Below are 18,774 nucleotides of genomic sequence, written 5' to 3'. Positions count from 1 at the left end.
GGGAAGGGGACGTCCGGCCCTCACTCCGCGCCGGGAATCCCCGGGGACGCAATGGCCGGAATCAACTCCTCCAATTCTCGGCGCGCGGCGTGCGGCGGGCGTCAGCCGTACGGTCAGAAAGTCCGTACGTCCGGAAGGCGGGCGGGAGGGTGCGCGCGTAGTCCCTCAGAGGGACACCGTCATCCTCAGGACGCACAGGGGGCCCACGGCTCGCACGGAGGGGTCAGGCCCGCAGCGTGCGGGACGGCGGGCGCCCGTAGCGCTGCTGGTAGTACCCGGCGAAGCGGCCGAGGTTGTTGAATCCCCAGCGGTAGGCGACTTCGGCCACGGTCACGTCGCCGTCCCCGCGGGCCTCCGCCAGCTCCTGGTGCGCCCGGCCCAGCCGGACCTCGCGCAGATAGCCGAGCGGCGTCGTGTCGACGTGCCGGCGGAACGCCTCCTGCAACGCGCGCGGGCTCACCCGGGCGGCGGCCGCGAGATCCGCCAGGGACAGCGGCTGGTCGGCGCGCTCCTCGGCCAGCGCCATCGCCCGCCGCACGGCGGGGTGCGCGACCTCCCCCGGGCGCTGCGCGTCCACGCCCTGGGTGATCAGCTCGTGGGTCTGCATGAGGATCGCCGCCGTGGACTGCGTCAGGTGCCCGGCGACGAGGGGGCTGCTGCGCGCCACGCCCTCGCCGAGCACCTCCCGGTGCACCGCGGCCGAGATCCCGGCCCAGCTCCGGGCAGCCGCTGCGGACGTCGTTCCGTTGAGCGAGAAGCGGGCCCGTAACGGCCCCTCGACGCCGAGCGCGTCGGCCGCCGCCTGCTCGATGGTCTCCCGGTCGAGACGGACCGTCGTCATGCGGGCGCCGGGCGACCAGTGCACTTGGAAGGAGCGGTACGGGTCGAGCACGTACGTCTGCCCCGGGCCGACGACCCGCTCTTCCCGCCCCGGCGACGACACCCGCACCCGGCCCCGTACCAGCTGGCAGACCAGCAGGTACGAGTCGAGGGGCTGCGGCGCGACCAGCGTCTCCGCCCCGTACTGCAACCCCGACACCGTGATCCCCGGGAAGCCGCCCTCCGCGTACCACGCGGAGAACTCCTTGGGATCGCCCAGCACGCTGAGCTGGTACGGGCTGTAGGCGTTGCTGATGATCTCCCTGGTCTCATCGAGGTCGTTGCTGAGCACGAGCGTGCGCATGTTGCCGGGGGCGTCCGGGCCCAGTGGTTCAGTCATGAGGCTTCCCTCGGGTGTCCGCGTATCGGGGACAGGAGCCGCGTTCGGCGAGTAGCCGGTGGATGGCCCCGTTAGTACCGTTGCCCCTGTCCGCAGTCAAGGCGAGGGCCCGTCCCCACAGCTGTTTCGGGACAGGGCCCCTGCCGGGGGGAAGAGCGGGTGCGGCCCTGGATTCACGGGGGACATCCAGGACCGGTCCCGTCGCGGGGGCGCCCCGCCGTCACGCGGACAGACGGCGGGGTCTTCGCGTGTACGGGCCCCGCCTGCGGCGGTCAGACGAGACCGATCCCTGCCTTGGCCTTGATGGCGTCCACGGCGTCACTGTTGAGCCACCGCAAGGGGACGACGGTCCACCGGTCGCCCTTGTGCATGACCACGGCCTTGCCGTCCCTGGTGCGTCCGACGTGAACGAACCCGTGATCCCGTCGCAGGTCCTTCGCCAGGTTCTCGCCGTGGATCACGGATTCACTTCCCTTCGCGCTCCTCGTCGTCCGCGCTCGACGCCCAGACGTCCCCGTTCTTCTTTCCCATGTCGGCGCCTTTCTCATCCTCGAAGAGTGGTGACAGGTGGCGGCCGCTCGCCCGGCGCGCCTAGCCGGGGACATCCCCACGCCGAACGGGGCGCCCTGTCGGGCAACGGCATCCTCAGCGCCGCGTACGTCGCGTGCCGCTCGGTACCGCACAGGGGACACCGCGCCACTCCGCTTGCGCGGAACCAGCCCGCCGGGTGAGCGCACCGTCGCGGTAGGAGGCGGCCGGCCGCCATACGGGTCGCCGCGGCGACGTCGCGGTCACGTACGGCCGTCACGAGTGCACCACCTGCCGGTGCCGTGCGAACTCGGCGTCCAGCGCCATGGCCTCTTCGGTCCGGCCCAGGCGCCAGGCGCCGTGGAAACGGACCCGCAGCTGGGCGCAACGGAGGCACCACTTCGACATGTCGACGGCCTGTCCCGGGCCGCTTCCTTCCGGCGCGGCGGCGCCGCCGTCTTCTACCTGCTGCTGTCCGCTCACGCGACTTGCCTCCGTCACATTCACCCCTTGGTGGGGGTGGGGGTTGTCTACGCGTCCAGCGTCGCGGAACGTACGTACGCTCGGCCAGGGATTCAATTCCCAACCAGGCACTTGAGATAAGGAGTTGCCGGGATGGCACGACCACCGCGCAAGCTGACACCGGACCGTTCCGCCCGACACCTCTTCGGCGCCGACCTCAGACACCAGCGGGAGGCAGCAGGCATGACACTGGAGAAGCTCGCCGAAGCTGTCCGGTACAGCCGCAGCCACCTGGCCCGCATCGAGACGGCCGAACACGTACCGCCGCCGGACCTGCCGGGGAGGCTGGACGAGGTCTTCGGTACGGGTGAGCACTTTGTGAGGCTGTATGCGATTGCGCGGCACGAGGTCCATCCGGAGAAGTACCGCAGGCGCATGGAGCTTGAGTCGCGAGCCAAGGCGATCGACGAATACGCCGGCAGCCTCGTACCGGGCATTGTCCAGACGGAGGACTATGCGCGCGCTCTCTTCCGCATCGGCAATCCAGAGGCCTCGCCGGACGAAATCGATGAGAAGGTATCGGCCCGGCTGAGCCGTCAAACGTTGCTGAAGAGTGAGGCGCCGCCATATTTCTCCGTAATCCTGGACGAAGTGGTGATCCGGCGGCCTATCGGGGGACCAACTGTCATGCGGAACCAACTGGCTGTTCTGGTAGAGCTCGTGGACACCGCAAGGACGACTGTTCAGGTTCTGCCGTTCAAACACGGGGAACATGCCCTGATTGGCGGCACGCTGACGCTGATGACGCTCGACGACGATACGAACATCGCCTACGTGGAGAGCATCGCCACTGGCTTGCTGATCGAGGATCCGGAGACCGTCAGCGCTCGCCGTCGGTCCTACGATCTACTGAGGGCCTACGCCTTGTCGCCACGCGAGTCGGCGGCCTTCATCCGAGCCGTAATGGAGACACCCTCATGAACGCTCACCTCGACCTCTCGCGAGCAGCTTGGGTGAAGTCCGGCTACAGCAACGACGACGGCGGCGGCTGCGTCGAATGGGCCCCGGCCCTCACCGCTGCCCACGGCATCGTCCCCGTACGGGACTCGAAAATACCCGGCGGCCCGGCGCTGACCTTCGCTCCAGGAGCGTGGTCGTCGTTCGTGGCCGCGGTGTGCGACGGCAGCTTTCGGCCCTGACGAGCGCACAAAGGAGCAAGGGATCATCATCGAGCCCCTAGAGGGGGCGGCAGCGGCGCAGGCCGAGGAGGCATTTCGCCACGTCTACGCCTCGGTGTTCGCCGAGCCGCCCTATGGCGAGACCCCGGACGACGTCGCGGCGGCGTTCCGCCGTTTCCGGGGCCAGGCCCGCAAGCCCGCCTTCCGCGGCGCCCTCGCGCGTACGGAGGCCGGGGATCCCGTAGGCATGGCCTACGGCTATCCACTCAGCGCACGCACACGCTGGTGGGACCAGCTGCTCACCCCCGTCCCGGAGGAAACCCGCCGGGAAGACGGGCGGCGGACCTTCGGGCTGATGGAGCTCGCCGTACGGGCCCCCTGGCGCGGGCACGGCGTCGCACGGCGGCTGCACGACGCCGTCCTCGACGGTACCCACGTGGAGCGTGTGCTGCTCAACGTCCTTCCCGAAGCCGAGTCGGCTCGGGCCGCATACCGGTCATGGGGGTACCGGAAAGTCGGCGAAGCCCGCCCGTGGGACGGGGCCGCGCTCCATGACGTGATGGTGCTCGGCCTCGACAAACGCCCCTGAAGCCGTCACTGGGTGACGGTGACCCACCCCCACGACGCGCCCTTCTTGTACTCGTCCGCGGTCGTCGCGTCCGCGCTCCAGGCGAGTCGGGCAGGCTGCTTCGCTCCGCTTTTCGCGATGTAGATCGAGCACATGGTGCGCGCCTCGCCGATGTCCCAGCCCATGTAGATCTCCCCCACCGGGCAGCCGCCCTCGCCGTAGCCCGAGTGGATGACGGGCCGCTCCGCCGCCTTTTCGCCGTTCTCGTCGAGGATCACGGCACCGGAGTTGAGGTCGGAATTGATGACGCTCGGCTTCCCTTCCTTCAGCGTGTACGTCACGTACACGAAGTACGGGGTGCCGCCCTCCAGCGTTCGGTCGGCGTCAATGTAGTGGCCTTCCTTCAGCTGCTTCTCGGTCCCCTTGACGATCTTCGTGGCCGCCACCTGGAACTTCCCGCCACCGGAAGCTCCGGGCTCGTACAGCCCCGGAGCCGGCTGGCCCATCGTCAACGCGGGAGCCCACTCCACCTTCGCGGCCGGACTCGCCTTGCCGCTTCCGCTCCCGCTCCCGCTCCCGCTCTCGCTCTTTGCCGCACTCTCCTGGGAAGCAGGTGATTCCTTACCACCGCAGGCGGTGAGCGTAATTCCCAGCGCGGTGGCAAATATCCCGTAGAGGACCTTCGAGCGGCGATGCATGTGTTCTTCCTTCTCACAGAAATACCCGGCCCGGTGGAACGGTGGGCCGGGTGTGGCGAGTTCTCCTCTTGACCGCGTCACGCAGGTCATGTACATGCTATGCGGTCTCCGGGCGCACGCCCGTTCCCGCGGCGGTGACGGCTTCGGCGGTTCAGGGAACGGGGACCGCCCGGCCGTCCGCGAAGATGTCGACCCCCCGCGAGGGCTCAAGCCGGGAATGCCTCGGATCGCCGCCCTCCTCCGACACCCCCGCCCAGGACTGGACGCGGTGATTCTCTCCCTTGATGTCCGGCAGGACGCAATTCCTCAGCGGGCTGGACCAGGTCTTCCCCGGATCGATCACGACATGATCCTGAGGGAACGGCGACGAACAGTCATACCGATGCCTCGTCATCCAGTACTCGACCCACACGGACACGGCCACTTGACGGCTGCTCGCATTCCGTACGGTGACGCCGAACTGCGCGCTGCCGGAGAAACTCTTCGCATAGGTGCAGGACTGGAAACTGACGCCCGCCACCCCAGGCACCGGCGTCCAGCGGTCCCCGACGGCGCACACCGTGCCGTCGGGGTACGAATCACCCCACGTTTCGCGGCGTACCGCCGCAGACCGGGTGTCTTCGCCACGGGACTCGGGAGCCGCGTCCTTCCCCAGGTCCTCCGGCCCCGGGACCGCACTCGGCGCGGTGCCGGATTCAGGCCGTTCCGGCCCGGCTTCCGGGGCGGAAGAAAGCGAACCGCCCGCCGACGCCTTGGGGGAGGCAGGGGTCGCAAGGGGCGTCGAATGCCCGGGCATTCCAGAGGCGGCAGAACGGGTGGAGCCGCCGGCCGCGCTCGTCCGGTCCGGCGATGACGGCAACAGAGCCAGAGCGATCGCCACGCCGGCGACCGAGACGACTACCGCGGCCGCGAGAAGAACCGACCGCCGCCTCGCGAGCCGCCCGCTGCCCTTCGACCCAGCCGTCCGCCGACTGCCGGTGTCCTCCACGAGCGCCCCGGGCGGATAGACATTGATGTCGCCACCACTGGTGATGTACTGAATCGCGCTGTCCTGCGCGGAGTTGTGCTGCTCCGCCCCCGGGGATTTGTCGCTCATCCCGGTCCTCAGCCGGCGGTCGCACCGCGGCCGACGTTGATGTCGCCGCCCTGCGTGATGTACTGGACCGCGCCTGCCTGCGCGGTGTTGTTCTGCACCCACGACTGCTGCGCCGCCGGCAGCTCGGCCTGCACTCGTTCGATCAGTTCACGCAGCTCGTGCGCGGCCTCGGGATGTTCTTCGAGGAGGATTTCCAGCTGACCGGTCCAGCGGTTCCGCAGCTTGTCGCTCAACTGCTGCCTGCTGCCGTCGGCAGCCTGGGCGATCTCGGTGGCGGTCCGGTCGAGCCGCTCGATCGCGTACTGCTCCTGATCGCGGTCTCCGCGCCCGAGTAAGCGCGCGGCGCCTGCCCGCGCCGTGTGCCAGGCGTCGGTCGCCGCCGCCCCCACCAGCGCGGAGCCGCCCGCGGCTGCCAGACCTTCCAGCGCTTCCGTCAGCACCGGTACCTCCCTGTCGGCTGACCAACACATCCTTAGGAACAACTCCCCGCGAATGGCGAGGTAACGGCCTGCCGCAGGATTCGGGCGTCAGCCCTTGACCGCCGCGCCGAGGGCGAAGCCACCGCCCAGCCGGCGGGTGATCAGGGCGTACAGCAGGATCACCGGCGTCGAGTACAGGATCGAGAACGCCGCCAGCTGCCCGTACGCCACCTGACCGAAGTTGCCGAAGAACGTGAAGACGCTGACGGACGCCGGGAGTTGGTTGGGCGACAGCAGCAGCATGAACGGCACGAAGAAGTTTCCCCAGGACAGCGCGAAGCAGTAGATCGCGACGACCCCGACGCCGGGACCCATCAGCGGCAGGATCACCCGTATCAGCGCCTGCATGCGGCTCGCCCCGTCCGTCCAGGCCGCCTCTTCCAGCACGGCCGGGATGTCGTCCATGAAGTTCTTCATGAGCCAGATCGCGAAGGGGAGTTGGGCGGCGGCCATGAAGAGCGCCGTGCCGTACATCGTGTCGACGAGGTCGACCCGTACGAACAGCCCGTACACCGGCACCATGATCGCCGTGACCGGCAGACAGGTCGTGAACAGCACTCCCAGCAGGTACGGCCGGTTCAGCCGGGACCGGAACCGCGACAGCGGGTACGCCGCGAGCGCCGCGCACACGATCGTCACGGCCGTCGCGCCGCCGCAGAGCAGCAGGCTGTTGAGCATGGGCGTGAAAGTGATCTCGTCCGTCAGCACCGCGGAGAAGTTCTCCGCGGTCGCCCTCTCCGGCACCCGCACGGAGAGCCCCGCCCCGGCGTCCACGGACGCGAGCAGCAGCCAGACGAGCGGCACGGCGAACGCCGCGACCACGACGAGCAGCGCGGCGTCGGCGGCCAGCCGACGCCGGGTGCGGCGGGCGAGGAGCGGGCGCATGGCACCTCCGGGCGGGGAATGCGGAGTGGTGCGGCCTCTCATCGTTCTACCCGGCGACAGCCCCGGACACCGGGTCCGAGGTCCTGCCGCGCACGCACGCCGGCGCCCGCTCCCCGCGGGGTGAAGCGCGCCGACTCCGACGGGAGGGCCGGGGGCGCAGGGGCAGGGGTCCGGGACGCTGACGTGTATTTGCGGGCTCGACGAGGGGCAACGCGACGGCGCGGGGGGCCCGTAAATATACGGTCCCGGACCCCTGCCCCGGAGCCCGCGGCCCGGCACCAGCCACACGGACCCCAGCCCGGAGCCCCCGGCCCCGCACCAGCCACACGACGGGGCCCCCACCGACCACAGTCGGCGGGGGCCCCGTAAGCCTCGCTAAAAGAAACGCGTCAGAAGACCGACTCCGCCTCGTCCATCCGGCTCTCCGGCACCCGCTTGAGCTCCGTCACCGCGTCAGCAATCGGCACCATCTCGATGTTCGTCCCCTTCAGGGCGGTCATCTTGCCGAAGTCACCGCGGTGCGCGGCCTCGACCGCGTGCCACCCGAAACGCGTCGCGAGGACACGGTCGTACGCGGTGGGCGTGCCGCCGCGCTGGACGTGGCCGAGGATGACCGGGCGGGCCTCCTTGCCCAGGCGCCGCTCCAGCTCGCCGGCGAGCTTGGTGCCGATGCCGGCGAAGCGCTCGTGACCGAACTGGTCTATGGCGCCCTTCTTGTAGTCCATCGACCCCTCGGCGGGGTGGGCGCCCTCGGCGACGCAGATGACGGCGAACTTCTTGCCGCGGGCGAAGCGCTCCTCGACCATCTTCACGAGGTCGTCGACCTCGAAGGCCCGCTCGGGCAGGCAGATGCCGTGGGCGCCGCCGGCCATGCCGGACTCCAGGGCGATCCAGCCGGCGTGCCGGCCCATGACCTCGACGACCATCACCCGCTGGTGGGACTCTGCGGTGGTCTTGAGGCGGTCGATGGCCTCCGTCGCGACACCGACGGCGGTGTCGAAGCCGAAGGTGCGGTCCGTGGAGGAGATGTCGTTGTCGATGGTCTTGGGGACGCCGACGACGGGCAGGCCCGCGTCCGACAGCATCCGGGCCGCGGTCAGCGTGCCCTCGCCGCCGATCGGGATGAGCACGTCGATGCCGTACTCACGGGCGAGCTCCTTGGAGCTCTCACAGGCCTCGCGAAGGCGGGCGCGCTCCAGGCGGGACGAGCCGAGGATGGTGCCGCCGCGGGCCAGGATGCCGCTGACGGCCTCCAGGTCGAGCTTGCGGTGCCGGCCGTCGAGGAGGCCCTTGAAGCCGTCTTCGAAGCCGATGACCTCGTCGCCGTGGCCGACGACCGCGCGGTGCACCACCGAGCGGATGACAGCGTTCAGGCCGGGGCAGTCGCCGCCTGCGGTGAGAACTCCGATGCGCATCGCGTGCTGTGTCTCCTGCTCTGGGGTCCCCCCTACCGAGGGTAAGGGGATGGTACATGTGAGCCGGGCCGATTGTTTCACGGTCCGATGGGTACCGGCACACCCCCGGGGTAGCGCCGGCTTCCGACCTCCGCTCCTGCGGTGCGCTCCCGCCTGCTGACGCGCGCCTTATCCAGGGGCGCAGGTATTGTCAAGAGGTCAAGCCCACCATAACGGGTAATTTTTAAGGCGAGGCACACGGCGCGGAACACGCCGGAGCCGAAGCCGAAGCAGCAGCACACCGCAGAACCGCAAAACCACAGACCGAAGAACACGGCGATGGAGCAAGGAGAGCACGCGTGACGCGCAGCGTGTACGTGACCGGGACCGACCGGGGCGACGGGCGCCAGGTCATCGAGCTGGGAGTCATGGAGCTCCTGACCCGGCAGGTGGACCGGGTGGGCGTCTTCCGCCCCCTCGTGCACGGCGACGGCCCGGACCGCCTCTTCGACCTGCTGCGGTCCCGCTACCGGCTCGGCCAGTCCGCCGAGTCGGTGTACGGCATGAGCTACGCCGACGCCTCCGCGCTCCAGGCCGAGCGCGGCACGGACGAGCTCGTGTCGCAGCTGGTGGAGCGCTTCCACGCGGTCGCCCGCGAGTACGAGTACGTGCTGGTGCTCGGCACCGACTACGCCGGCTCGACGCTCCCCGACGAGCTCGCGCTCAACGCCCGCCTCGCCAACGAGTTCGGCGCGTCGGTGATCGCGGTGGTCGGCGGCCAGGACCAGACGGCGGAGTCCGTCCGCTCCGAGGCCCGCAACGCCTACCGCGCCTACGAGGTGCTGGGCTGCGACGTCGTCGCCCTGGTCGTGAACCGGGTGGCCCCGGCCGACCGCGAGGCCGTCGGCGAGCGCCTCTCGGCGAGCCTGCCCGTGCCCTGCTACGCGCTGCCCGAGGAGGCGGGCCTGTCCGCGCCGACCGTGGCGCAGATCGTCCGCAAGCTGGGCGCCGAGGTGCTGCTGGGCGACGACGCCGGGCTCGCTCGCGACGCCAAGGACTTCGTCTTCGGCGGCGCCATGCTGCCGGCCTTCCTGCCGGCCCTGACCGAGGGCTGCCTGGTGGTGACCCCCGGCGACCGCGTCGACCTGATCGTCGGCGCGCTGGCCGCGCACAGCGCCGGCGCCCCGCCCATAGCCGGCGTGCTGCTGACCCTGGACGAGAAGCCGGGCCCGGACATCCTGGCGCTGGCCGACCGGCTGGCCCCGGGCACCCCGGTCGTCTCCGTGCCGGGCGGCTCCTTCCCGACCGCGGCGGAGCTGTTCGCCGTCGAGGGCAAGCTCGACGCGTTCTCGCCGCGCAAGGCGGAGACCGCCCTCGGCCTGTTCGAGCGGCACGTGGACACCGCGGAGCTCACGAACCGCATCGCCGTGGCCCGCTCCAGCCGCGTGACCCCGATGATGTTCGAGCACGAGCTGATCGAGCGCTCCCGCTCGGCCCGCCGCCGCATCGTCCTGCCGGAGGGCACCGAGGAGCGCGTGCTGCGCGCAGCCGACGTGGTGCTGCGCCGCGACATCTGCGACCTCACGCTGCTCGGCGAGGAGGCCGCGATCCGCAAGCGCGCCGGCGAGCTGGGCATCGACCTGGCCGCCGCGCAGATCATCGACCCGCAGACCTCCCCGCTGCGCGAGCGCTTCGCGGAGATCTACGCCAAGGCCCGGGCCCACAAGGGCATGACCGTCGAGCTCGCGCACGACGTGGTCACGGACGTCTCGTACTTCGGCACGCTGATGGTCCAGGAGGGCCTGGCCGACGGCATGGTCTCCGGCGCGGTGCACTCCACCGCCGCCACCATCCGCCCCGCCTTCGAGATCATCAAGACGGCGCCGGGCGCCCAGATCGTCTCGTCCGTCTTCTTCATGTGCCTGGCGGACCGCGTGCTGGTCTACGGCGACTGCGCCGTCAACCCCGACCCGAACGCCGAGCAGCTCGCGGACATCGCCATCCAGTCCGCCACGACCGCCGCGCAGTTCGGCGTGGAGCCGCGGATCGCGATGCTGTCGTACTCCACCGGCACCTCCGGCTCCGGCGCGGACGTCGACAAGGTCCGCAAGGCCACCGAGATCGTCCGCGAGCGCCGCCCCGACCTGCTGGTCGAGGGCCCGATCCAGTACGACGCCGCCGTCGACGCCGCGGTCGCCAAGACCAAGCTGCCCGGCTCGGAGGTGGCCGGCAAGGCGACCGTGCTGATCTTCCCCGACCTCAACACCGGCAACAACACCTACAAGGCCGTCCAGCGCTCGGCCGGCGCCGTCGCCGTCGGCCCGGTCCTCCAGGGCCTGCGCAAGCCGGTCAACGACCTCTCCCGCGGCGCCCTGGTGCAGGACATCGTGACGACCGTCGCGATCTCCGCCATCCAGGCCCAGGGCGAGCGCACCAACGGAACCGCGCCGGACGCGCCCGCCGTCTGACACCCACAGGCCGTACGGGACCGCCGCCCGGCCCCGTACGGCCCCCGCCCCCGACGTAGACACAGCCGTAGACGTACGAGACCCCCACAACCCCCACAACCCCGGAAAGCGTTCATGACTGCCAACCCCACCCGAGTCCTCGTCCTCAACTCCGGCTCCTCCTCGGTCAAGTACCAGCTGCTCGACATGGCCGACGGCGCCCGGCTGGCCGCGGGCCTGGTCGAGCGCATCGGCGAGGAGACCTCCCGCCTCGTGCACTCCCCGCTCGCCACGGGCGGCGAGAAGCGCGAGCAGGAGGCGCCGATCGCCGACCACGAGGCCGCGCTGCAGGCGGTCGCCGCGGAGCTGGCCGCGGACGGGCTGGGCCTCGACTCGCCGGAGCTCGCCGCGATCGGCCACCGGGTGGTGCACGGCGGTCAGAAGTTCACCGCCCCCACCGTGATCACCGACGAGGTGCTGGCCGAGATCGAGCGGCTGGTGCCGGTGGCCCCGCTGCACAACCCGGCCAACATCACCGGCATCCGCACCGCGCAGGCGCTCCGCCCCGACCTGCCGCAGGTCGCCGTCTTCGACACGGCCTTCCACACCACGATGCCGGAGCCGGCCGCCCGCTACGCCATCGACACGGCCACGGCCGACGCCCACATGATCCGCCGCTACGGCTTCCACGGCACCTCGCACGCCTACGTCTCGCGCGAGACCGCCAAGCTGCTCGGCAAGGACCCGTCCGAGGTCAACGTGATCGTGCTGCACCTGGGCAACGGCGCCTCCGCCTCCGCGGTCGAGCGCGGCCGCTGCGTCGACACCTCCATGGGCCTGACCCCCCTGGAGGGCCTGGTCATGGGCACCCGCTCGGGCGACCTGGACCCGGCGGTCCTGCTCCACCTCTCCCGCAACGCCGGGATGTCCACCGACGAGATCGACACGCTGCTCAACAAGAAGAGCGGCCTGATCGGCCTGTGCGGCGACAACGACATGCGCGAGATCCGCCGCCGCATCGACGAGGGCGACGCGCAGGCGCGGCTCGCCTTCGACATCTACGTGCACCGGCTGAAGAAGTACATAGGCGCCTACTACGCGGTGCTCGGCAAGGTCGACGCCGTGGCCTTCACCGCGGGCGTCGGCGAGAACGCGGCGCCGGTCCGCGAGGCCGCCGTCGCGGGCCTCGAAGAGCTGGGCCTGGCCGTGGACGCCGGGCTCAACGCCGTCCGCTCCGGCGAGCCGCGCCTGATCTCCCCCGAGTCCGCCCGGGTCGCGGTCGCCGTCGTGCCCACCGACGAGGAGCTGGAGATCGCCACCCAGACGTACGACCTGGTCAGCGCTTGATCGCCGACCGGTCGCCCGGCCGTTCGCCTGCCGTTCGTCGGTCGTTCCCACAGCTCGAATATTCCGCTCCGAAACAAACCGATAGGATCTGCCCCATGCGCCGTTCCAAAATCGTCTGCACCCTGGGCCCCGCCGTCGACTCCTTCGACCAGCTGAAGACGCTGATCGAGGCCGGCATGAACGTGGCCCGCTTCAACATGAGCCACGGGACCCACGCGGAGCACGAGGAGCGGTACCACCGCCTCCGTAAGGCCGCCGCGGAGACCGGCCGGGCGGTCGGCGTCCTCGCCGACCTCCAGGGCCCGAAGATCCGCCTGGAGACCTTCGCGGACGGCCCGGTGGAGCTGGTGCGCGGCGACGAGTTCACCATCACCACCGAGGACGTCCCGGGCGACAAGACGATCTGCGGCACGACCTACAAGGGCCTGCCGGGCGACGTCTCCAAGGGCGACCAGATCCTGATCAACGACGGCAACGTCGAGCTGCGGGTCACCGAGGTCGAGGGCCCGCGCGTGCGGACCATCGTCATCGAGGGCGGCGTCATCTCCGACCACAAGGGCATCAACCTGCCCGGCGCGGCGGTGAACGTCCCGGCGCTGTCCGAGAAGGACGTCGAGGACCTGAAGTTCGCCCTCGCCATGGGCTGCGACATGGTCGCCCTGTCCTTCGTCCGCGACGCCAAGGACGTCCTCGACGTCCACCGGGTCATGGACGAGGTCGGCCGCCGGGTCCCGGTCATCGCCAAGGTCGAGAAGCCGCAGGCCGTCGCCAACATGGAGGACGTCGTCATGGCGTTCGACGGCGTGATGGTGGCCCGTGGCGACCTGGCGGTGGAGTACCCGCTGGAGAAGGTCCCGATGGTGCAGAAGCGCCTCATCGAGATGTGCCGCCGCAACGCCAAGCCGGTGATCGTCGCGACCCAGATGATGGAGTCGATGATCACCAACTCGCGGCCGACCCGCGCCGAGGCCTCCGACGTCGCCAACGCCATCCTCGACGGCGCCGACGCGGTCATGCTCTCCGCCGAGTCGAGCGTCGGCGCGTATCCGATCGAGACCGTCAAGACGATGTCCCGCATCGTCGAGGCGGCCGAGGAGGAGCTGCTCTCCAAGGGCCTCCAGCCGCTGGTCCCGGGCAAGAAGCCGCGCACCCAGGGCGGCTCGGTCGCCCGCGCGGCCTGCGAGATCGCCGACTTCCTCGACGCGAAGTCGCTGGTCGCCTTCACCAAGTCCGGTGACACGGCCCGCCGCCTGTCCCGCTACCGCGCGAAGCAGCCGATCCTGGCCTTCACGACGGACGCCGCCACCTGCAACCAGCTCACGCTGAGCTGGGGCGTCGAGACCTTCGTCGTCCCGCACGTGGAGAACACGGACGCGATGGTCGACCTGGTCGACGCGGAGCTGCTGAAGCTCAAGCGCTACAACGACGGTGACACCATGATCATCACGGCGGGTTCCCCGCCCGGTGTCCCCGGCACGACGAACATGGTGCGGGTGCACCACCTGGGCGGCGAGGGCCGCTAGGCTCCCCGCTCCCCTGCGGCTGTGGCCGCCGTCCCCGCGAGGGGGCGGCGGCCACAGCCGTTTGCGTGTCCAGGGGCCTGTGGACCTACGGGTACGTGCCGTCGGTCAGGTACTGGTGCAGGTTCGGGATGTGCAGCGTGCCGCCGAACTGCCCGCCCTGCCGGATCTTGACGTTGGTGTAGAAGATGGGGATCGGCAGCTTCAGCCCGGGTATCAGCGGGGGCGGGATGCTCGGCGAGTGGGTGGCCGGGATGAGCCCGAGGAGGTTGCCCTTCAGCTCCTCGGTGTACATGGTGACCTTCCCACCGGTGATGGTGGAGTCCGTGCCGATGCCCGCCACGTGGTACTGCTTGCCCTGGCTGTTGACGATCTGGTGCAGGTCCTTGATCACCAGGGAGTCGGCGGTGAACTTGAGGACGTCCTTCTTCTGCCCGTTCACCATGGTGATCTTCTTGATGCCCTCGTAGGTGAGCCCGGTGAGGGTGAGCTTGCTCGCCTCCAGGTACCAGGGCTGGTTGGGGAAGGCGCGGTGCTCGTTCTCGTCGACGACGGTGCCTTTGGGGCAGGGGGGAAGTTCGCCGTCGCCGGTGCCGGTTCCGCCCTCCGGGCCGGGCGAGGCCGAGCCGGACGGGGCAGGGCTCGGGGACGTGGACGGCCCGGTGGACGGGGCGTCCTTGTCCTCGCTCTTGCCCTTGTCCTTGTCCTTGTCCCCGGGCTTCTCCGGCTGCGCGGACCGCTTCGGCGCGGGAGCCGCGGACGAAGACGGTGCGGCCGGTGCGGACGGGGCCGGCGCGGCGGGGCTCGGGGAGCTCGCCGCGGGCGGCTTCGCGCCGCCGGTCAGGATGTCGTGCAGCTTGTCCCCGAGGCCCAGCGGGTCCAGGGGGTTGGTGGCCTTGGACGCGGAAGGAGAAGGGGAAGCGGCCGGGGACGGCGCGTGGGAGGACTCGGCGGGCTTCGGAGCCGCGGACTTCTTGGAAGGCGGAGCCTTCTCCGGCTCCTTCTGCTTGCCGGCAGACGTGGACGCGTCCGCGCTCGGCGCCGTACTCGGGCCGCTGCCGGGCTTCTCGCCGGGCTTCGCGCTCGGCTTCTCACTCGGGCCGCCGCTCGGCCCGGACGGCTTCCCCGACTCCGGGGTCTCGCCCTCCGGCGCCGTGTCCGGCGCCGTGGCGCACGCGCCGTCGAACAGCTTCTTGGGCGCGGGCTTGGCGACGGCCAGCGTCGGCGTGAGCCCCATACCCATGAGGACGGCGCTCGGCATCGCCGCGAGGGCGACGGCCTTGCCCGCCGGCATGTGCAGCCGGGCGAGCAGCGGCTTTCTGGGCGCGGCGTGGCGCGGCCCCTCACTCGGCACGGTCGCCTCCGTCCCGCTCCTTGCTGAGCGATACGGCGGCCGCCGGCTCCGCGGCCGCGGTGGCGGCGGGCCTGCCGGGTGCCCAGGAGACGCCGAGGGCGCCGCCGATGAGGGCGAGCAGGAAGCCGATCAGGAACGCGCCGAAGTTGGAGACCACGAGCGAGACCAGCGCGAGCAGGATGGCCGCGACCCCGGCGAAGATCCGCGACTGCTGCTGGAACCAGAGCGTCAGGCCGAGGACGACCAGCAGCACCCCTATGATCAGCGAGCCGGCGCCCGCCGTCGTGGCCATGCGGATGTGCAGATCACCCAGCGTCATGGTCTGGTAGGGGATGTACATGATCGGGAATCCGGCCAGCAGGGTCCACAGACCGCCCCAGAACGGGCGCTGCCAGCGCCACTCCCGGAACGAACGGCGGGCGCGGCCGAATGAACTGATCTGCTGGGGTCGCGTGTCGACGCTCATGTCGTACAGCTCCTCGGGGGCATGGTCTTCGGTACGGCACGGACGCGGTACGGGTGCGGGAACTCCCGCCCCGTACCGGCCCGTTCAGCGTGTCAGCCCTTGGGCACGTCGCACTGGGCCTCGCCCATGTTGACGCCCATGTGCAGACCGGGGAGCGTGAACGTTCCGGCCGAGGTGGCCCAGGCCTTCTGGTCGACGCTGTCGAACCAGACCTCGTCCGCCTGCTGGGCGAACGAGCCGGGGACGTGCGCCCCTTCGCCGTTCTTGCCCGCGCCCGCGGGGCCGGGGCCCTTGGTGGTGTTGTCCACGGACACGCCGATGTCGACGTTCTTGAACGTGGCGTTGGCCTTCATGTCCTCGGCGTCGATGTACAGCTTCGACGCCGTGACCTGCTTGTCGCCGCCGCCCGCCTCCAGCTTCATCGACACCTTCTTGTCGGTGAGCGGGATGGGGATCGTGACGGCCTGACAGAGCTTGGTGATCTGCGCTTCGTCGATGCCGACCACCGCGACGGGCTTGCCGCCCGCCTTCGTCTGGTCCATGGCGCCGTACTGGACGAAGCCGCTGCCGTGCAGCTTCCCCGCCGTCACCTGGAACTGCTGGCCCGACACGCTGAACGACGCCGCCAGCGCACCCTGCGCGACGGCGACCCCGATCGCGGCCGTTGCCGCGACGCTCGGCACCATGACGACGGCGAACCGCCGCCATCTGGTCCCACCGCGGGTCTGAGACTCCATGACTTGCCTCCTTCTCGGACGTACATCTCCGGCTCGGGCTCCGCGTCGCGGATCCGTGCCCGGGGATGGGAGACGTGCTACGTCCTCGGGAAGGAGAGCGCCGCCGTCCGGCGACGCGAAACGCCTCCGGGAACACCGGCGATCACCCCCGAGCGACAACCACTTGGCCACGCCTTCGCGCAACCTCCGGGACAGGCCCTGCCGGAGTGCGGCCGGGACCCCCCTGTCCCTGAACCGGCCCGCGGGGGGCCGGTCCGCCCGGTGGGGACCCATCCCCCGACGCCGGCCGGCTGCCGGGTTGGAGGAATGGACCGAGCTTGGCCGATCGTGGTGCATTCGCGGCTGCCGCACAAGAGGTTCATTACTAGCGAGTAACGAGCGGATAACCGCGGGGCGTCCGGACTGCATCGGCGGGTGGGGAGAGGTCGGCCCACCGTGTCCGGAAAGAAGGGCGGATACGCGAAAAACCCGGGCGAAAGCCCGGGCTTTTCTTACTCGCAGTAACGGAGGCCGCTTCTACCAAGTTTTGGTAAAGCGATGCCGCTGAGTCATGTGGGTCAGAACAGTGCGCGAGAGAGCGCGGTCCGTGCGGCGCTCACCCGCGGGTCGTCCGCCCCGATCACCTCGAAGAGCTCCAGCAGCCGCACGCGGGCCGCGTTCCGGTCCTCGCCCGCGGTGCGCCGGACCGTGTCGATCAGACGGCCGAAAGCATCCTCGACGTGGCCGCCGACCAGGTCCAGGTCGGCCGCGGCGATCTGCGCCTGCACATCGCCGGGGGCGTCCGCGGCGGCCTGGCGGACCGCCCGCGGGTCGACGCCCTGGACGCGCTGGAGGAGCTCGGCCTGCGCGAGGCCCAGCTTCGCCTCCGGGTTGGCCGGGTCGTCCGCCAGCACGTTCTTGTACGCCTGGACGGCGCCGCCCAGGTCGCCCTTGTCCAGCGCCTCGTGCGCGAGGCTCAGCGCGCCGTCGTACGGGCCGGCGGGCTGCTCCGGCTGCTGCTCGCCCTCCTCCGCGGCCTCAGCCTGGACCGGCGCGCCCACGATGCCGAAGCGCTGCTCGGCCACCTGCACGAGCTGGTCGAGCACCTGGCGGATCTGCGCCTCCGGCGCGGCGCCCTGGAACAGCGGCAGGGCCTGGCCCGCCACCACCGCGAAGACCGCGGGGATCGACTGCACGCCGAACTGCTGGAAGAGCATCTGATTGGCTTCGACGTCGACCTTCGCGAGCACGAAACGGCCGGCGTACTCCGCCGCGAGCCGCTCCAGCAGCGGGCCGAGCTGCTTGCACGGCTCGCACCAGTCGGCCCAGAAGTCGATGACGACGGGCACCTCGGCGGAGCGCTGCAGGACCTCGGCCTCGAAGCCGGCCTCGTCGGCGTCGAAGACGAGGCGGCCCGCGGCGGCGGGCGGCGCACCCCGGCGGGCGGCCTCGGCGCGCGCCTGCTCCGCCTTCTGCTTGGCTTCCCCGGCCGCCTTCACCGCGGCGAGGTCGACGACTCCACTCATGGACATGTTCCGTGGCTGCATGCGCCCATCCTCCCCCTTCCGCGCGCGAACCGGAAAAATAGCGGTGGCGTATCGACACCGGGTCCCCACCCGGCGTCCGTGGTTGTCGCTCTTACGCTACGAGCCGTAGCGTAACTGCACCCCCCTCCCCCTCCGCAAGCCCCTCCCGCCTTTGGTTCTACTCGGCGGTAGGGTCCGGTGCCATGAGCTCCGCCGCCTCCTCCCCCGCGCCGCGCCGCACCGGCCGCCCGCGCAGCCCCGAGGCCGACCGCGCGATCCTCGACGCGACGCGCGCCGCGCTGGTCGAGCTGGGCTGGGGAAAGCTGACGATGGGCGACGTGGCCGCGCGGGCGGGGGTCGCCAAGACCACGCTCTACCGGCGCTGGGCGCACAAGAGCGAGCTCGTCGTGGACGCGGTGGCGGCGCTCTTCGACGAGCACCTCGAACTCCCCGACCGGGGCAGCCTCCAGGCCGACATCGAGGGCGTGGTGCTCCAGTTCGCCGCGCTGCTGGAGCGGCCGGAGACGAAGACGGCGCTGATGGCCGTCGTGGCGGAGTCCACGCGCGACGACGCCCTGCGCGAACGCATCCGGGGCGCGATCGTGGACCGCCAGAAGCGGCTGGTCCTGCTGGGGCGGGAACGGGCTCAGGAGCGCGGGGAACTCCCGCGCGAGGAGGATCCGGCGGCCGCGGCCCGCACGGCCGACCTGATCTTCGACGTGATCGCGGGCGCGGTCGTGCACCGCACGCTGGTCAGCGCGGAGCCGGTGGGGCCGGAGTGGGCGCGGGAGTTCGCGGTCATGCTGGTGGCGGGGCTCGGCGCGGGCCTCCGGCGCTGACGCGCACGATCCCTCGGACTCCCCCGGCGGAGGGAGTCCGAGGGACGGGAAC

Annotated in this window: 20 protein-coding genes; 7 read left to right on the top strand and 13 right to left on the bottom strand. The window is 70.8% G+C overall.

The window, feature by feature from the left end:
- Positions 1 to 223 precede the first annotated feature (223 nt).
- The 4 genes from PS271_RS20605 to PS271_RS20590 form a co-directional block, all read right to left on the bottom strand.
- Complete coding sequence (locus PS271_RS20605) at positions 224 to 1,219, bottom strand: AraC family transcriptional regulator (protein ID WP_398383624.1); 996 nt, start codon at positions 1,217 to 1,219, stop codon at positions 224 to 226.
- A gap of 272 nt (positions 1,220 to 1,491) precedes the next feature.
- Positions 1,492 to 1,680, bottom strand: a complete 189-nt coding sequence (locus PS271_RS20600; RefSeq protein ID WP_398383622.1) for a hypothetical protein — start codon at positions 1,678 to 1,680, stop codon at positions 1,492 to 1,494.
- An 83-nt stretch (positions 1,681 to 1,763) separates the two neighbouring features.
- A complete protein-coding gene (locus PS271_RS20595; protein ID WP_398386955.1) occupies positions 1,764 to 1,985 on the bottom strand; it encodes a DUF6255 family natural product biosynthesis protein in 222 nt (73 codons plus the stop codon).
- A 38-nt stretch (positions 1,986 to 2,023) separates the two neighbouring features.
- Positions 2,024 to 2,230 (bottom strand): hypothetical protein, encoded by a 207-nt coding sequence (locus PS271_RS20590; RefSeq protein WP_398383620.1) that lies wholly within the window; start codon positions 2,228 to 2,230, stop codon positions 2,024 to 2,026.
- Between the two features lie 132 nt (positions 2,231 to 2,362).
- Between PS271_RS20590 and PS271_RS20585 the strand changes: the two genes are divergently transcribed.
- From PS271_RS20585 to PS271_RS20575, 3 genes are all read left to right on the top strand, one after another.
- The gene (locus PS271_RS20585) at positions 2,363 to 3,190 is read left to right on the top strand and encodes a helix-turn-helix domain-containing protein (RefSeq protein ID WP_398383618.1); all 828 of its coding nucleotides are present in this window, start codon (positions 2,363 to 2,365) and stop codon (positions 3,188 to 3,190) included.
- The gene (locus tag PS271_RS20580) at positions 3,187 to 3,408 is read left to right on the top strand and encodes a DUF397 domain-containing protein (RefSeq protein WP_398383617.1); all 222 of its coding nucleotides are present in this window, start codon (positions 3,187 to 3,189) and stop codon (positions 3,406 to 3,408) included. Before PS271_RS20585 ends, PS271_RS20580 begins: the two co-directional genes overlap by 4 nt.
- A 94-nt stretch (positions 3,409 to 3,502) precedes the next feature.
- Positions 3,503 to 3,976, top strand: coding sequence for a GNAT family N-acetyltransferase (locus PS271_RS20575; RefSeq protein WP_398383616.1), 474 nt, complete (start codon positions 3,503 to 3,505; stop codon positions 3,974 to 3,976).
- A gap of 5 nt (positions 3,977 to 3,981) precedes the next feature.
- On the opposite strand, the gene PS271_RS20570 is transcribed toward PS271_RS20575, so the two are convergent.
- The 5 genes from PS271_RS20570 to PS271_RS20550 form a co-directional block, all read right to left on the bottom strand.
- Positions 3,982 to 4,653, bottom strand: a complete 672-nt coding sequence (locus PS271_RS20570) for a hypothetical protein (RefSeq protein WP_398383615.1) — start codon at positions 4,651 to 4,653, stop codon at positions 3,982 to 3,984.
- 151 nt (positions 4,654 to 4,804) lie between these two features.
- Positions 4,805 to 5,749 carry a hypothetical protein gene (locus tag PS271_RS20565; protein ID WP_398383613.1) on the bottom strand — a complete coding sequence of 315 codons (945 nt, stop codon included), beginning with the start codon at positions 5,747 to 5,749 and terminating at the stop codon, positions 4,805 to 4,807.
- An 8-nt stretch (positions 5,750 to 5,757) separates the two neighbouring features.
- Positions 5,758 to 6,189: a hypothetical protein gene (locus tag PS271_RS20560; RefSeq protein ID WP_398383611.1), complete on the bottom strand. Its 432-nt coding sequence runs from the start codon at positions 6,187 to 6,189 to the stop codon at positions 5,758 to 5,760.
- Positions 6,190 to 6,276: 87 nt separating this feature from the next.
- On the bottom strand, positions 6,277 to 7,113 hold the full coding sequence (locus PS271_RS20555) for a carbohydrate ABC transporter permease (protein WP_398383610.1): 837 nt from the start codon (positions 7,111 to 7,113) through the stop codon (positions 6,277 to 6,279).
- A gap of 389 nt (positions 7,114 to 7,502) precedes the next feature.
- Positions 7,503 to 8,528: an ATP-dependent 6-phosphofructokinase gene (locus PS271_RS20550; RefSeq protein ID WP_120753786.1), complete on the bottom strand. Its 1,026-nt coding sequence runs from the start codon at positions 8,526 to 8,528 to the stop codon at positions 7,503 to 7,505.
- Between the two features lie 338 nt (positions 8,529 to 8,866).
- Between PS271_RS20550 and pta the strand changes: the two genes are divergently transcribed.
- The 3 genes from pta (at position 8,867) to pyk (ending at position 13,824) form a co-directional block, all read left to right on the top strand.
- Positions 8,867 to 10,975 carry a phosphate acetyltransferase gene (pta, locus tag PS271_RS20545; protein WP_398383609.1) on the top strand — a complete coding sequence of 703 codons (2,109 nt, stop codon included), beginning with the start codon at positions 8,867 to 8,869 and terminating at the stop codon, positions 10,973 to 10,975.
- Between the two features lie 114 nt (positions 10,976 to 11,089).
- Positions 11,090 to 12,301: an acetate kinase gene (locus PS271_RS20540; protein ID WP_398383607.1), complete on the top strand. Its 1,212-nt coding sequence runs from the start codon at positions 11,090 to 11,092 to the stop codon at positions 12,299 to 12,301.
- 95 nt (positions 12,302 to 12,396) lie between these two features.
- On the top strand, positions 12,397 to 13,824 hold the full coding sequence (pyk, locus tag PS271_RS20535; protein ID WP_398383605.1) for a pyruvate kinase: 1,428 nt from the start codon (positions 12,397 to 12,399) through the stop codon (positions 13,822 to 13,824).
- Between the two features lie 85 nt (positions 13,825 to 13,909).
- Here the strand turns inward: pyk and PS271_RS20530 are convergent, their stop codons facing one another.
- From PS271_RS20530 to PS271_RS20515, 4 genes are all read right to left on the bottom strand, one after another.
- Entirely contained in the window at positions 13,910 to 15,175 is a 1,266-nt protein-coding gene (locus PS271_RS20530; RefSeq protein ID WP_398383604.1) for a hypothetical protein, read from the bottom strand.
- Positions 15,165 to 15,641, bottom strand: a complete 477-nt coding sequence (locus PS271_RS20525) for a DUF6114 domain-containing protein (RefSeq protein ID WP_398383602.1) — start codon at positions 15,639 to 15,641, stop codon at positions 15,165 to 15,167. Before PS271_RS20525 ends, PS271_RS20530 begins: the two co-directional genes overlap by 11 nt.
- Positions 15,642 to 15,733: 92 nt before the next feature.
- Positions 15,734 to 16,378 (bottom strand): DUF6230 family protein, encoded by a 645-nt coding sequence (locus PS271_RS20520; RefSeq protein ID WP_398383600.1) that lies wholly within the window; start codon positions 16,376 to 16,378, stop codon positions 15,734 to 15,736.
- A gap of 557 nt (positions 16,379 to 16,935) precedes the next feature.
- Complete coding sequence (locus PS271_RS20515; protein ID WP_398383598.1) at positions 16,936 to 17,904, bottom strand: tetratricopeptide repeat protein; 969 nt, start codon at positions 17,902 to 17,904, stop codon at positions 16,936 to 16,938.
- Positions 17,905 to 18,086: 182 nt separating this feature from the next.
- Here PS271_RS20515 and PS271_RS20510 point away from each other — a divergent pair, with 182 nt between their 5' ends.
- Entirely contained in the window at positions 18,087 to 18,722 is a 636-nt protein-coding gene (locus PS271_RS20510) for a TetR/AcrR family transcriptional regulator (RefSeq protein WP_398383596.1), read from the top strand.
- Positions 18,723 to 18,774: the final 52 nt, after the last annotated feature.

It is taken from the genome of Streptomyces sp. SCA2-17 (genome assembly GCF_044336695.1).
The sequence above is the reverse complement of the archived record's forward strand: the minus strand, read 5'-3'. Positions and strand labels throughout refer to the sequence as shown.